The organism is Halostagnicola larsenii XH-48 (assembly GCF_000517625.1).
GTDB classification, from domain to species: Archaea; Halobacteriota; Halobacteria; order Halobacteriales; family Natrialbaceae; genus Halostagnicola; species Halostagnicola larsenii.
This window is the reverse complement of sequence record NZ_CP007055.1, coordinates 2,537,807-2,550,125: the sequence shown is the minus strand read 5'-3', so window position 1 is coordinate 2,550,125 and position 12,319 is coordinate 2,537,807. Positions and strand designations below refer to the sequence as shown.

Here is a 12,319-nt window from a genome sequence, read left to right as displayed (position 1 = left end):
AGCAGTGGTTAAACGTTTCTTTCTCCGACGGAGGGAATCGCCCAGAGTCAATCTAACTGCTCTTCGAGTGCGTCCGCGACGATCTCGCCAGCGCGTCTGCCTTCGAGGGATGCCTGTTGGCGTAGATCGCGGTAGATAACCGGCGGGAGTGTCAACTCGAGGGTTCCTAACTGGACGTCGTACTCCGCGAGCGCCTGGTTGATGGGTGTGCCATCGTTGATCGTACTCGCCACGCTTCGGACCTGTCGAACGGTGAGGTCGCCGTCGAGTGTGGCCCAGGCAAGGAGGAGGCGAGATTCGCCGGAAACGCGTGCGATGTGTTTGGCCGCGGTCGGTGCGATCTGGCCGAGCGCGACTTGCCGTCGTACTGATCGGGGAAGGTCGTGTACGCGGGCCCACTTTCGAATGAACGAAACGGTCGCGGCTTCGGGTTCGTCCTCGTCGGGTTGCTGTATCTCTTCGAGCCCATCACGAGCGCGCTCTGCAGCGGCTTTGTACGAGCCTTCACCACGGACGAGTGCGGCACATGCAGCGGCTCCGCGAAGCATATAGAGGTGATCGCCCGTCGTGTTTCCGGCTGCGAACTGTCTGACCGTTTCGGCAGCCTCGGCCAGACTATCTGGGTCGTCAGGGTCGAATTGGACGGCTTTTTCGGCGCGGTTGCCGGCGACAGATTCGTCGCCTCGAATGACAGGTGCTCCAACGGGCGATTTGCGGTCCGTTGGAACGGACCGGTCAGTGTCTTCGTATGGTTGATCGCCACGCCGATTATCGCTCATGACAACATGATAGGAGACAGATCGTCAAAAAGTTCCTGTTCCGCCGTCTCTCTCACTCGTCGCGCTTTTCAGCGAGGTGCTCCCAGATTTCTGTACAGCCAGCACCGACCTCGACATCGTCGAGATGGCTATCGTCGCGGTCGTCGTCTTCTGTCGGCTCCGTCGCGCATTCGGTCTTAGTCATGGTACCCCTCCGTTCGGCGAAATTCCGTCGCGAGGTCGGCCGAAACGTGCTGTCGTCTGCCGAGTTTGGTTCGCGAATTGTAGCTCATGTCCACCCATATGAGCGACACGCCCATAAGTTCGACTTCGGGTGCAAGCGATACCCGTACTCGCTCGTGGCGGAAAGGATAGCCGCTATCTCGGTTTCTATCTTTCCCACCAAAGCGACTCGAGTCCTGCGATTTTGACTGGAGCGACCGTCACCAAATTTTCGCGGCGTGCTCGAGGCTCGTTCGAAGCCGCGGCGGCTAAGTGGATTCGTGGTCATACGCGACCTATGGCGAACCGTTTGCTGTCGGTCACTGCACACACCACGTTGGATTACGTCGACGCGATCGCAACTGGGTACGAGTTCGAGTTCGAGTCGGTAGCCGTCGTAAACGCGACCGCTGATCGCGAGGATCCCGACGACGTTCAGTTGCAGGTCGAACTGGATAATCGAGCGGAGGAATACTTTCCAGCACATACGGTCGAACTGCAGTTAGGTCCCGAGCAGGCTCGAGAACTGGCGGGAGAACTCGAGGAATATGCACAGCGCGTCGAGGATGGATCTGCCGATAACTAGAGGGACCAGGTTGAATTGGCGGTGATCGCTCGCTAACCGCACTGGTGTTGATTGAAACGAACGTATTCGAAGGGATTCCGGCGGTGCTGGAAGCGTCGGTCGCTCGACGGTTCGTTTTTATGGTTCGATGTGATACTCACGTCCATGACGGCCCCTGTTCCAGAGGGGGGAGACAGCCTCTCGATCCGACAGGCTCAACGGGCGGACTTGCTCGCGGTCGTTCGGATCGAGAACGCGTCGTTTTCCCAACCGTGGCCCCACAATGCGTTCGAGACGTTTCTCGGCGAACCGGGATTTCTGGTCGCCATCGATAATCGATCTATCGTGGGGTACGTCGTGTCCGACGTGACGCCGAACTACGGCCGTAATCTGGGACACGTCAAGGATATCGCCGTTCACCCGGACTATCGGGAAGCGGGTATCGGCTCGGCGTTGCTCACGCGAGCGCTGTCGGTACTCAGCGCGTACGACGCGGACTCGATAAAACTCGAGGTGCGCCCGTCAAACAACGATGCGAGGCGGCTGTACCGCTCGTTCGGATTCGATCCGCTGCGGCGCGTTCCGGACTACTACGACAACGACGAGGATGCTATCGTGATGATCTACGACCTCGAGTGACGGCGGGCGACCCGTTTGTGCTCGCCTGAGACCTGGTGTAGCCGTCGCGGATCGACTGACTGCTCTGGTCGTTCTGGTATCGTCGAGACGTGGCGATTTTACCGCTGGCTGGCGTACGGACGGCTATGGGATACGCCTGTCCAGTCTGTTCGACGGAGGAAGCCGACGGCGTTCACCTCGCGAATCACTTTGCGGTGACTGCGTCGCTCGGGCGGGAAAATCACCTCGAGTGGCTCGAGCGTCACGCACCCGATTGGAACGAACGCAGCCCGGAGCAACTCGCCGAGATCGTCACCGAACACGCACGAGAAGTCGAGACACCCGAGTTCGAACAGGGGACCGGTCGGTCGCCGTCGCTCGAGGCTGAACTGGCCGCCCAATCGCGTGGGCCCGGCCGTGGGTCGATGACTCAGGATCCGAGCCCGGAGGCTCAGGGTGCACTCGAGGAGGCTCGTGAACTGACACAACAGCTGTACGAATCCACGGAGTCAACCGATGGCGAGGCGATGGATGAGACAACGACAGACGAGACCGAGGCGACGGGAAAATCGGCCGAGGAGTCGTCTACGGAATCGGACAACGAAACCCTGTAACCGTCTGCGTTCATCTGTCTCCCTATGCATACGACGGGTTCGTTTTCCCCCGACTCGATCGCTGCGGCGCGCGAACACTACGAGAACGTCGGGCCTGCGGCACAGACTGTCGTCCGCGAGGTCGCCAGAGCAATGGAGTTCGACCGGGAGGAGTATCGCGAACGGGTTTCGAGCGAGGTCGTCGAGACGGCTCGAGACGCTCTCTTCGCGAGCATGCTCTCGGTTCACGTCGGCACGCGCGCGGAGTACGCGGAGTGGCTCGAGGACTACGAGGGCGAGGTGACGGAGACGGGCCACGAGTCCGTCGACTACGTCGCCTGGCACGCCGGGCCCGACGGCGAAGGCGTCGCTGCAACCTTCCAGAACGAAGAGGACGCGGCGGTTTCGACGCTTCGCCGACAGGCGTTCGGCCGTCTGTATCGCGATCTGTTGTAGGGTCGCCAGCAACCGTCTTGTGTTGATCGCCTCTCAGAGACGCGTCGGAAACGGCACCTATTACCGACTCGAGTGCCCACTCGGGTTCGATGAGCGACCCAGACGAGTCGCGCCACCCGAGCGTCCCAGCGAAGTGGGACGTCATAGAGCGCGAGACCGAGTACGAGACGGGCTGGTACGACGGCGGGTACGATCTGGTCGAACAGCCCGACGGGAGCGAGAAACGCTACTACTGGGCGGAGTTGCCGCCGGCTGTCGTCATCGTCGCGAAGGTCGACGGGACCGCGGTCGGATCGAGCGGGTCCGACACCGAAGGCGACCGCCTGCTGTTCGTCGAACAGTACCGACCGGCGATCCGCGAACGCCACCTCGAGTTGCCCGCGGGAATCGTCGAAGACGGCGAATCCTACACGGAAGCCGCGACGCGAGAACTCGAGGAGGAGACGGGATTCGTGCCCTCGACGACCGTGCTCTTACAGGAGTACGCCGTCGCGACGGGCGTGTTGAACCACGATCGGGCCGTCGTCTACGCAGACGGCCTCGTTCCCGGCGAGCGGGCACTCGATACCAACGAGTTCCTCGAGGTGACGTCGCTTCCAGTCGACGCGGCGCTCGAGCGCGCTCGTGAGCAACCGGCAAACGACTCGACGATCAGCGCGCTGTTGTTGGCTCGAGAGGACGGACTGCTGTAGGTGTGCTGTCGCTTCGTTTCGTTCGACCCGTGATCTTATTCGGTCCGAGTGATAACACCTGATCGATGGACGGCGAAATCTCCACTGATGCGGTACAGGAACTCGTCGAGGCCGATGCCGACGTCCGGATCGTCGACATCCGCGACGAGCGAAGTTTCGAACACAGCCACATTCCCGGCAGTGAAAACGTCCCGTTCCACGAACTTTCGAGTCGAATCGAGGAGTTTGAGGACGCCGAACGCGTCGTGACGGTCTGCCCGCACGGGAAAGCGAGCGTCCAGGCCGCAAACCTCATCGGCTCCTACGAGGGGAGCGCCGACGCGACGGTCGAGAGCATGAAAGGCGGTCTCGAGGAGTACGGTCTGAAGTATGGGCTCGTTTCGGAGTCGTCCTCGAGCGAGGACTCGACTGCGAGCACCGAATCGCCGTTTTGACGCGGACGAACGCGGCTGTCTAATCGCCGTCTCCGCGGTGGTACGTCCGCTGGTGAGTACGGTCGCTGTCGGCGTCGGATTCCTCGGAGAAAATGGATCGGTAGCGAAGCGATACGGGCTCGCCGCGCGTTGGGAGTCGTATCAGATCATCCTATGCGACGTTGAAGCCGCGATCCCGAAGGAAATCTTCGATCCGCCCGGAGTGATTTCCTTGTAGTTCAATCTGGCTGTCTTCGACTGTACCGCCACAGGCGAATTTCGATTTGAGATCCGACGACAGACTGTCGAGGTCGACGTCTTTCGGGTCGAATCCTTGGATGATCGTTACCTCCTTACCGTATCTGCGCTCGTCAATGCGGATGGTGAGTTGCTGCTGACCTTTGGCGACGTCCTCGCAGACGCAAAGCTCTTCAGGCAGCCCGCACGTCGAGCAGACTTCCGACATTACGTTCATTCGTACGAAAGCGGCATATTAAACACTATCGGGACCTTCCCTCCCTCGTGTGGTTCTTTTTCAGTGATCGGCCCCCGTCTTGTCCGAATCGCCGATCACAGGCACCCGTTCGCGCGCCAGTTCGTCGACGAGTTCGATCGCCTCGTCGGCCCGTTCACGGCTGATCTCTCCACTGTAGGTCGCCAACTCGTAGGCCTGGCCAACCCGCTGCACTCGTGGATCCAACTCGTTCGTCGAAGCGAGCGCAGCGAGGTATTCACGCGTCGATTCGCTGTCTCGTCGCGGCCGGTACGCTCGCTCGAGGAGAATCTCGAGTCGTCGATACGCGCGCACGGCATCGTCGGTCGGCGTTTCTCGGGAGCCGTGCCAGTAGAGGTGGGCCGTCCGACTCACGTGTGAGCCGACGCCGCTCCGGTGGGCGCCCGCGACCAGCGCGACCAGCGCTGAGAGGCCGATTACGACGTTTTCGAACGAGAGCGAGGAGAGGATTCCTCCTTCGTCTTCTGGTCCGGTAGTAGTGTCCACTCCGTCGACATTTTCGGGGCCCGGGGCGCTTTGATTCCCGTTCGACTCGTTCCCCTCGTTGGATTCGTTGGCCTCCGACTCGTTTTCGTTCGGGTCTTCGGACTCGTTCTCTGTGTTTGGATCCGTATCTTCGCCCGCTTGCTCGTCTTCGATCGGCACGTCTTCGCTCTGGTCGGTGTCGATCCCGCTTTGGCCCTGTTCGCGTGCGTCTTGCAGGGCGTCGTTGTTGGCTCCCTGCCGGTCGCTCGGCGGCGTCGGATCGAACTCGACCCAACCGTGACCGGGGAAGTAGACCTCGACCCAGGCGTGGGAGTCGAGCCCTCGGACGACCCATTCGTTGTCGTCGACCTGCTGGCCCGTCGCGTAGCCGGCCACGTATCTGGCGGGTACGTCTTCCGCTCGGAGCATCTGTGTCATCGCCGTCGCGAAGTAGACGCAGTAGCCCTCGTCCATCTCGAGGAGGAAGTTCTCTGCGACGTTTCCCGACGGTTTCTCGACGTCGAGCGAGTAGCCCTTGCTGGATCGGAGGTGCGATTCGATCGCGCTCGCCTTCTCGTAGGGGGAGTCTGCATCCTCGACGATCGCCGCCGTTTCCGCCTCGAACTCGTCGGACGTGCCTTCGGGCAGCTGACGGTATTCGCTGTCGCGGATCTCGCTCGGGTAGTTCGTCCCGGCCGCCCGAAGTTCGTTCGGCCCGGGGTCGACGACCGCACTCTCGACCGTGTACGAGTCCTGCGCGAGCAGCGTTTCGGCGGGATGGAGCTGGCCGTGATCCGAGACCTCGGCGACGGAAATACTGCTACTTTCGACCGTCAACGGCTGGGCCGCCGTCGGCATCGTCTGTATCGCCGTCTCGAGGTCGATCTCCTGTTCGACCGTCTCGTACTCGCCCGGCGGTGATTCGAGGCGGCCGTCGTACGTGGACATCTCCCCGGTTCGAACCCACCCGTCTCCGGTGAAGCGATCGTAGACGCCGGTTCGCCAGTAGGCCGGCTCCTCTGCGGTCGCCGTGAACCTGACCTCGGGAGAGAGATCGACCGGCCCGCCGATCTCCGACTGGCTCGGCGAGGCGTCGATCGTTCCCTCGAGGGTGGTTGGCCCGCCGCTATCGCGAAAGATCGGGCCGCTGTTCTGTCCGCCCGGGACGACCGTGACCGACAACGAGAGGGCGATCATGAGCGCGAAGGCGATGGCGAGGACGTCCGCCTGGGCGATCGACCCGTCGCGTCGAGCGAGCTCGCCGAACGCGACGGCCGTTATCCCGCCGAGCGTTCCGAACAGGGTAACGGCGATCCCTGCGTTCCCGGTTAGCACCAGAAACAGCAGGGCGAATCCGCCGGGAACGACGCTCAAGACGTACCGCTTTCGCATCGCGAGGTACCACGAGAGAAAGACCGGGCCGGGCGCGAATCCGAACGCCCAGGTTCCGGCCTCGACCATCCTGAGTATCGACAGGCCCGTCGCGAGGGTGAGCGCGTCCGAGAGAAGCGAGTCCCACGCCCCGATCGCGATCCCGAGGTTGATGCCGGCTGCACTCAGGTAGTACGCGAACCCACAGACCGCAGCGACCAGTGTCGCGATCACGGCGGTTCGCGGGCGGATCGTGTACGCGAGCGCGGTTGCGGCGACCATCGAGGCGGCGATGATGGCAAGCAGCGTCCCCGAACCGCCGACGACCGAGGTGATATCCTGGTGGAGGACTCGAAGGTACGAGGCCGTCAGCATGCCGATGCCGCCGAGCGCGAGGATCCGGAACGTCTTCGGTCCGACCGCGCCGTCGAGGTCGACCGACGCGACTCGGCGCTTCGATTGCGAACTCATGAACGCACCCCCGTCGGCTCGGCGCTCTCTGCGGCCCATCGACCGCTCTCCGCGCTCGAGTTCGTTCCGGAAGAGCCCCCGCGAAGTCGATCGAACGGAATCTCGTGGCCGTCGACGAGAACGACGGTTCCGTTCGCGTCGCTGTGGACGAGCACGTCGGCGGTGGCTTTCGCTCGCTCGTCGAGTTCGCCGGCTTCGACGACGGCGAGCGATCGTAGAATCGCCCGGTGGTGCTCCCGTCCGGTCGCGGGCGGTCTGTGGACCTCGGGCAGTTCCACCCCGACTGAGACGCCGAACTCGAGGAGGTACGTCGCGACGCTGGCGACCGCGGTGGCCATCGCATCCTCGCGTCCGGGGATACACTCGGCCGCGATCGAGGCCGAACCACGTTCCTCGTCGGCGACGAACTCCTTGACGACCAGTTCGTCGTCGGGTCGTTTCGCCGCCGATTTCCAGTGGACGTCCCGCAGCGAGTCGCCCCGAACGTACTCCCGGAGGTGGTCGAACTCCTCGCGGCTATTGAGGCCGGCGGCGTCTGCGAGCAACTGCAACTCGCGTTTGGACCCGCCGGTGAGATCGTAGATGCGGGGAAAGACCAGTACCGATGTCGTCTGTTCGTCCTCGAACCGCCGTTTCACCAGCCCCAGCAGGTCAGTGACGACGATCGAGAGCGGCCCAACCTCGTGTTCGCCTCGAGATTCGAGCCGAACGTCGTACCGAAATCGACACTTCGCGGCTATCGTCGTCTCCGCGGCGTTTCCGGTTTCTTCGGCGGTGAGACCGTCCGTGTCGACGGTATCGTGGATGGTGGCAGAGATGGGGGTATCCGGTTCGATCCCGATCTCGACGGTCCGTTGCTCGCCGATGAAACCGGCCTCGACCGGCGTTCGCGTAATCGCAGGTTCGTCGGTGCGAGAGGCCGTCGCGACCGCTGTGAGGCTCACGACGAGTAGCGGGAAGATGATCGCGGTCAGCGATCGAGTCCCGTACTGCCACGCCATGACGAACGAGAAGGCGAGCACTGCGACGACACCGACACCGCGACGCGTCGGTCTCATTCGACGGGGACGGTCTCGAGTGCGTTTTCGACGACGGTCGTGCCGTCTCGGTCTCGGTCCCTGGTTTTGATCCGATGGCTCAGGACGACCGGTGCGACGTGTTTGATGTCGTCCGGAACGACGTATCCTCGTCCTTGACTGACCGCGTGAGCCTGTGCCGCTCGAGTCAGCGAGATCGTGCCACGGGGGCTGACGCCGATGCGGGCGTGCTCGCGCGTGTAGCCTGCCAGCCGCGTCGCGTACTCTCGTGTGGGTTTCTCGAGGGTCGCGTTTGCCGCCGTCTCGCGGGCCCGAACGATCGTTTCGAGGTCCGTGACGGACTCGAGCGATTCGATCGGGTGGTTGCCGACGGTTCGACCGAGCAGCTCCGATTCCTCCTCGGGGTCGGGGTAGCCCAGGTGGAGTTTTTTCATGAACCGGTCGACCTCCGCGAATGGCAGTTCGTAGGTTCGATCGGGCTCGATGGCGTTCTGAGTCGCGATGACGGTAAACGGGTTCGGAAGCCGGCGCGTCGTTCCGTCGACGGTGACCTGTCGTTCCTCCATGGCCTCGAGCAGCGCCGACTGCGTTTTGGGCGGTGCACGATTGATCTCGTCGCCGAGGACGATGTTGGCGAAGACGGGGCCGGGGCGAAATTCGAACTCGCGCCGTTTCTGATTGAAGACGTTCACACCCGTCACGTCGGCGGGGAGCAAGTCGGGGGTGAACTGGACGCGACTGAACTCACAGTCGATGGAGGTCGAAATCGAACGGGCGAGCATCGTCTTCCCGACGCCGGGAACGTCCTCGAGGAGGACGTGACCGCGGCCGAGAATCGCCGTGATAACGTGGGAAATTACCTCGTCGTGACCGACGATTACGCGGCTTACGTTCTCGTGAATCTCCGTACAGAGGGTGGCGACGGTATCGACCGGGAGGGGACTCGGGGACTGCTGGTCGCGTTCGGTTCGAGCGGTCGGGTTGGTTTTGGTCATGAATGTGCGGGAGTAGGCGGGGAGCCTCGATCAGATAGTTGTTGGCTCTCTGTCGTTCTCCACTATATGTTTTGTGACGAGCAGGTTGTCGACGGAACGGTATGGTTCGTCGCCTGCAACTGTGTTGCGTTAGCCTTTAAATCCACCCCGGTTCGGATATAGTTGATCCTCGAGAAGGTGTCCACTACTCGACAAAATTAGAGCCGATCTCGCTGCGCTATCGCCTGCTGGCAGTCTCGCCGCTGGGCAATTCGTGAGTACTCGAAAAACGATACCCCTTCTTCGGGCGCTTACAGTCGCTCGACGTTGGTCGCGCGCGGGCCCTTGTCTGCTTGTTCGATATCGAACTCGACTTCCTGTCCCTCCTCTAGGTCAGGGCCGCCGACGTCTTCCATGTGGAAGAATACGTCTTCGTCCGCGTCTTCGGTTTCGATAAAGCCGTAACCGCCTGTGTCGTTGAAGAATTCGACCGTGCCTTTCGCCATTGCAGGCATCTAGAGCAACGACTGCAGCATAAATGTTCGGGACGATTATGCGGCGTTTGCCGGCTTTTGCCGACCCGATTGTTAGTCGTGATCGCTCACCAGTCCTTACAGGCCGGACAGACGAATGCTCCGTCCTCGAGCCAGGCTCGATCGACCGTTTCCGAACACGCGTCACAGGTGTAGGTTCCCCAGACGTACGTCGAGGTCGCCGGCTCGATGTCGGTGTTCGTCCCGCCCGGTTCTACGGGGTCCGTTCCGGTTGCATCCGCAGACGCGTCCGTCTCCGAGGCTCCCTCGTCCGCGTTTGCGTCCGCAGCGTCGTCATCCGCGGCGAACGCCGAAAGCGTCGCGTCCTCTGTCACGGCTGGCGATACGACCGGGCGTGGCTTAACGGCTCCGGCGTCGGGTCCCGCGTGATCGGTTTCGAGCATGGATCACCCGACGCGACGGTACCGAGAACGGTGTCTCCGACGCGACCGACACACCCATAGCGAATCTCCTCACTCGAGTCCCTCGCTTCGGACCGGCACGGACAAGTACCATCGGTGACAACCCGCACGTATGGAAACCGCCGTGCCGCTGAACGTCATCGTGGACAACATCGTCGAGATGAACGACCTCTTTACCGACGTCGCGATGGGCGACGGGGCCGCACCGTTGCTGGTCGCGATGGGCGGGCTCATCGTCATCGCCAGCCTCGGCATCTTCGGCGCGCTGACGCTCGGTGCCGTTGGAAATCTCTTCACTGCGAACTAGAACGCGACTCGCCGCGGACCGCTCGATTTCGACTCGTAACCGCTTCGTGACTGACCAGTTTGTCTTAGTCCCCACACGCCGACCGAAGCGCCTCGCTCGCGCGCTCGATCGCGTCCTCGAGGTCCGGGCCGAGCGGCGACCCGACGACGATGCCGTCGACGTGCTCGAGGGCCGCCTCGAAGCGCGCGGCGACCGTCTCGGTCGTCCCCGCGATACAGAACACGTCGATCATCTCGGCGGTAACTCGGTCGAAGGCGTCGGGCAGGTCCCCGCGTTCTAACGCTTCGCTGACCGCGGCCGCAGCGTCGGGGTCGATGTCGTGGCGCTCGAGCACGGGATCGGCCGCGCCGCCGACGATGAACGCGACGGGCGGACGGGCGGCTTCTCTGGCCGTCTCCTCGTCGCCGGCGACGCTCGTGCTGGCGAACGCGAGCGATTCGAACGACCCGCGCTCGTCGGGGCGGTCTGCGAGTCCCTGTTCGATCTGCTCGCCCGCCCACTCGAGGTCCGCGGGGTGGGAAGCGTTGATCAGGACGCCGTCGGCGTGTTTCGCGCTCATCCGAAGCATGTGCGGTCCCTGCGCGCCGACGTAGACGGGTATCCGTTCGGACGGTGGCTCGAGATTGAGCGACGCGTCGTTCGCGGTGAACGTTCCCTCGTGGGTGACCGTCTCGCCGGCCCAGAGGTCTCGAGCCACGTCGAACGTCTCGAGGACGCGCCGCAGCGGGCGGTCGCGATCGATTCCCAGGTTCGAAAGCGAGGAGCGGTCGCCCGCCCCGACGCCGAAGACGGCGCGGCCGTCGCTGACCTCGTCGACGGTCGCCACCTGCGCCGCGAGCCTGACGGGGTGGGTCTCGTAGGGGTTGACGACGCCCGGCCCGATCCGGATTTCGTCGGTCGATTCCGCAATTTTCGAGCAGGTGACGAACGGGTCGCGGTTGAAGTAATGGCTGCTGACGAACGCGGTATCGAATCCCTCGGCTTCGGCTTGGGCCGCCAGCGAGGCGATCCGATTCGGCGGGTGTTCGGGGGTGAGTTCGATCCCCCGGATAGGTGCATCCGTCATCCCTCGAACCTCCACTCGCGGAGTGCCTGCCGGATCAGGTCGTCCTCGACCGATCGGAACAGTTCGTCGCTCCCGCCGTGGTCGCCGAAGTCCCAGTCGCGGACGACCACGGCGGGGGTGCCGCCGTCGCCTTCGCCGGTTACGAGGTTCGCCGCCGCGGCGAGCTCGTCTATCACCGACTGGACGGTGACGCCGAGTTCGTGGCCGTCGCGGTCCTCCTCGCCGCGCCAGTCCCGGCTGGCGGGCATCCCCGCCCACCCGAGCGCGACGCCGCGCTGGCCGTGTCGGAACGGCCGCCCGCAGGTGTCCGTCACGACGACCGCGACGTCTTCGATGCCGCGTTCCTCGAGGCCGGCGCGAATCCGCTCGGCGCTCTTTGTCGGTCGCTTGGGCAGAAGCAGAATGTCGTTGTCCGGCACGTTCGAGCGGTCGATACCCGCGTTCACGCAGATGTGACCGAACCGGGTTTCGGTCAGCAGAAACGGCGCGTCGATCAGCAGTTCGGTGCTTTCGGAGAGCACCGCCTGGGCGAACCGCGGGTCCTTTTCGTCGCCGGTAATCCCTTCGAGCCGGTCGGCGATTTCGGCCGCACGGCCGCTGACGGGAAACTCCTCGAGGTCGACGGCCCGGTCCTCCGCTTTCGAGACGATCGTACTCGCGACGGTGAGCACGTCGCCGGCCTCGAGCGTGGCCCGATCCGCGACGAGTTCGGCGATGTCGTCGCCGGGGCGGATTTCGGGCAGATCCGCCACTGCGTGTAGTTCCATACCGGAAACAGGGTTAGCCGCGCCAAAAACGCACCGTCATCGGAGAATCCGTCGTACCGGTGTTTGCTACCATCT

At 63.2% G+C, this 12,319-nt stretch carries 17 protein-coding genes; 7 read left to right on the top strand and 10 right to left on the bottom strand.

Annotated elements, in window-relative coordinates; translation table 11 throughout:
- Positions 1-47 precede the first annotated feature (47 nt).
- Positions 48-779 carry a DUF7119 family protein gene (locus HALLA_RS12900; protein WP_049953744.1) on the bottom strand — a complete coding sequence of 244 codons (732 nt, stop codon included), beginning with the start codon at positions 777-779 and terminating at the stop codon, positions 48-50.
- A gap of 52 nt (positions 780-831) precedes the next feature.
- Positions 832-963, bottom strand: a complete 132-nt coding sequence (locus tag HALLA_RS21650; RefSeq protein WP_277921463.1) for a hypothetical protein — start codon at positions 961-963, stop codon at positions 832-834.
- 315 nt (positions 964-1,278) lie between these two features.
- Between HALLA_RS21650 and HALLA_RS12895 the strand changes: the two genes are divergently transcribed.
- The 6 genes from HALLA_RS12895 to HALLA_RS12870 all read left to right on the top strand — a co-directional run bounded on the left by HALLA_RS12895 (position 1,279) and on the right by HALLA_RS12870 (position 4,338).
- Positions 1,279-1,566 (top strand): DUF6360 family protein, encoded by a 288-nt coding sequence (locus HALLA_RS12895; protein ID WP_049953743.1) that lies wholly within the window; start codon positions 1,279-1,281, stop codon positions 1,564-1,566.
- A gap of 144 nt (positions 1,567-1,710) precedes the next feature.
- Positions 1,711-2,184, top strand: coding sequence for a ribosomal protein S18-alanine N-acetyltransferase (gene rimI, locus HALLA_RS12890; protein WP_049953742.1), 474 nt, complete (start codon positions 1,711-1,713; stop codon positions 2,182-2,184).
- Between the two features lie 125 nt (positions 2,185-2,309).
- Positions 2,310-2,777, top strand: a complete 468-nt coding sequence (locus HALLA_RS12885) for a DUF5810 domain-containing protein (protein ID WP_049953741.1) — start codon at positions 2,310-2,312, stop codon at positions 2,775-2,777.
- A gap of 24 nt (positions 2,778-2,801) precedes the next feature.
- On the top strand, positions 2,802-3,212 hold the full coding sequence (locus HALLA_RS12880; RefSeq protein ID WP_049953740.1) for a DUF5809 family protein: 411 nt from the start codon (positions 2,802-2,804) through the stop codon (positions 3,210-3,212).
- An 89-nt stretch (positions 3,213-3,301) separates the two neighbouring features.
- Positions 3,302-3,904 carry an NUDIX hydrolase gene (locus HALLA_RS12875; protein WP_049953739.1) on the top strand — a complete coding sequence of 201 codons (603 nt, stop codon included), beginning with the start codon at positions 3,302-3,304 and terminating at the stop codon, positions 3,902-3,904.
- Positions 3,905-3,969: 65 nt separating this feature from the next.
- A complete protein-coding gene (locus tag HALLA_RS12870; RefSeq protein WP_049953738.1) occupies positions 3,970-4,338 on the top strand; it encodes a rhodanese-like domain-containing protein in 369 nt (122 codons plus the stop codon).
- Positions 4,339-4,489: 151 nt separating this feature from the next.
- On the opposite strand, the gene yciH is transcribed toward HALLA_RS12870, so the two are convergent.
- The 6 genes from yciH to HALLA_RS12840 form a co-directional block, all read right to left on the bottom strand.
- Positions 4,490-4,783 (bottom strand): stress response translation initiation inhibitor YciH, encoded by a 294-nt coding sequence (yciH, locus tag HALLA_RS12865; RefSeq protein WP_049953737.1) that lies wholly within the window; start codon positions 4,781-4,783, stop codon positions 4,490-4,492.
- 69 nt (positions 4,784-4,852) lie between these two features.
- Positions 4,853-7,138: a transglutaminaseTgpA domain-containing protein gene (locus HALLA_RS12860; protein ID WP_049954120.1), complete on the bottom strand. Its 2,286-nt coding sequence runs from the start codon at positions 7,136-7,138 to the stop codon at positions 4,853-4,855.
- Positions 7,135-8,196 carry a DUF58 domain-containing protein gene (locus HALLA_RS12855; protein WP_049953736.1) on the bottom strand — a complete coding sequence of 354 codons (1,062 nt, stop codon included), beginning with the start codon at positions 8,194-8,196 and terminating at the stop codon, positions 7,135-7,137. The genes HALLA_RS12860 and HALLA_RS12855 overlap by 4 nt, the downstream gene beginning before the upstream one ends.
- The gene (locus tag HALLA_RS12850) at positions 8,193-9,170 is read right to left on the bottom strand and encodes an AAA family ATPase (RefSeq protein ID WP_049953735.1); all 978 of its coding nucleotides are present in this window, start codon (positions 9,168-9,170) and stop codon (positions 8,193-8,195) included. The genes HALLA_RS12855 and HALLA_RS12850 overlap by 4 nt, the downstream gene beginning before the upstream one ends.
- Positions 9,171-9,460: 290 nt before the next feature.
- On the bottom strand, positions 9,461-9,655 hold the full coding sequence (locus HALLA_RS12845) for a cold-shock protein (protein ID WP_049953734.1): 195 nt from the start codon (positions 9,653-9,655) through the stop codon (positions 9,461-9,463).
- A 95-nt stretch (positions 9,656-9,750) separates the two neighbouring features.
- Entirely contained in the window at positions 9,751-10,017 is a 267-nt protein-coding gene (locus tag HALLA_RS12840; RefSeq protein ID WP_084569040.1) for a DUF7573 domain-containing protein, read from the bottom strand.
- Between the two features lie 199 nt (positions 10,018-10,216).
- Here HALLA_RS12840 and HALLA_RS12835 point away from each other — a divergent pair, with 199 nt between their 5' ends.
- Positions 10,217-10,411, top strand: a complete 195-nt coding sequence (locus HALLA_RS12835; protein ID WP_049953732.1) for a hypothetical protein — start codon at positions 10,217-10,219, stop codon at positions 10,409-10,411.
- A gap of 64 nt (positions 10,412-10,475) precedes the next feature.
- Here HALLA_RS12835 and HALLA_RS12830 read toward each other — a convergent pair whose 3' ends face one another.
- Both HALLA_RS12830 and HALLA_RS12825 read right to left on the bottom strand, forming a co-directional pair.
- Positions 10,476-11,477 carry a 5,10-methylenetetrahydromethanopterin reductase gene (locus HALLA_RS12830; protein ID WP_049953731.1) on the bottom strand — a complete coding sequence of 334 codons (1,002 nt, stop codon included), beginning with the start codon at positions 11,475-11,477 and terminating at the stop codon, positions 10,476-10,478.
- Positions 11,474-12,244 (bottom strand): coenzyme F420-0:L-glutamate ligase, encoded by a 771-nt coding sequence (locus HALLA_RS12825; RefSeq protein WP_049953730.1) that lies wholly within the window; start codon positions 12,242-12,244, stop codon positions 11,474-11,476. Before HALLA_RS12825 ends, HALLA_RS12830 begins: the two co-directional genes overlap by 4 nt.
- Positions 12,245-12,319: the final 75 nt, after the last annotated feature.

Bases quoted from the DNA above. Each gene is read 5' to 3' on its own strand.
- HALLA_RS12825 (WP_049953730.1), bottom strand. From the start codon at position 12,244: ATGGAACTACACGCAGTGGCGGATCTGCCCGAAATCCGCCCCGGCGAC.
- HALLA_RS12830 (WP_049953731.1), bottom strand. From the start codon at position 11,477: ATGACGGATGCACCTATCCGGGGGATCGAACTCACCCCCGAACACCCG.
- HALLA_RS12845 (WP_049953734.1), bottom strand. From the start codon at position 9,655: ATGGCGAAAGGCACGGTCGAATTCTTCAACGACACAGGCGGTTACGGC.
- HALLA_RS12875 (WP_049953739.1), top strand. From the start codon at position 3,302: ATGAGCGACCCAGACGAGTCGCGCCACCCGAGCGTCCCAGCGAAGTGG.
- HALLA_RS12855 (WP_049953736.1), bottom strand. From the start codon at position 8,196: ATGAGACCGACGCGTCGCGGTGTCGGTGTCGTCGCAGTGCTCGCCTTC.
- HALLA_RS12835 (WP_049953732.1), top strand. From the start codon at position 10,217: ATGGAAACCGCCGTGCCGCTGAACGTCATCGTGGACAACATCGTCGAG.
- HALLA_RS12885 (WP_049953741.1), top strand. From the start codon at position 2,310: ATGGGATACGCCTGTCCAGTCTGTTCGACGGAGGAAGCCGACGGCGTT.
- HALLA_RS21650 (WP_277921463.1), bottom strand. From the start codon at position 963: ATGACTAAGACCGAATGCGCGACGGAGCCGACAGAAGACGACGACCGC.
- HALLA_RS12860 (WP_049954120.1), bottom strand. From the start codon at position 7,138: ATGAGTTCGCAATCGAAGCGCCGAGTCGCGTCGGTCGACCTCGACGGC.
- yciH (WP_049953737.1), bottom strand. From the start codon at position 4,783: ATGTCGGAAGTCTGCTCGACGTGCGGGCTGCCTGAAGAGCTTTGCGTC.
- HALLA_RS12895 (WP_049953743.1), top strand. From the start codon at position 1,279: ATGGCGAACCGTTTGCTGTCGGTCACTGCACACACCACGTTGGATTAC.
- HALLA_RS12850 (WP_049953735.1), bottom strand. From the start codon at position 9,170: ATGACCAAAACCAACCCGACCGCTCGAACCGAACGCGACCAGCAGTCC.
- HALLA_RS12880 (WP_049953740.1), top strand. From the start codon at position 2,802: ATGCATACGACGGGTTCGTTTTCCCCCGACTCGATCGCTGCGGCGCGC.
- HALLA_RS12870 (WP_049953738.1), top strand. From the start codon at position 3,970: ATGGACGGCGAAATCTCCACTGATGCGGTACAGGAACTCGTCGAGGCC.
- HALLA_RS12900 (WP_049953744.1), bottom strand. From the start codon at position 779: ATGAGCGATAATCGGCGTGGCGATCAACCATACGAAGACACTGACCGG.
- rimI (WP_049953742.1), top strand. From the start codon at position 1,711: ATGACGGCCCCTGTTCCAGAGGGGGGAGACAGCCTCTCGATCCGACAG.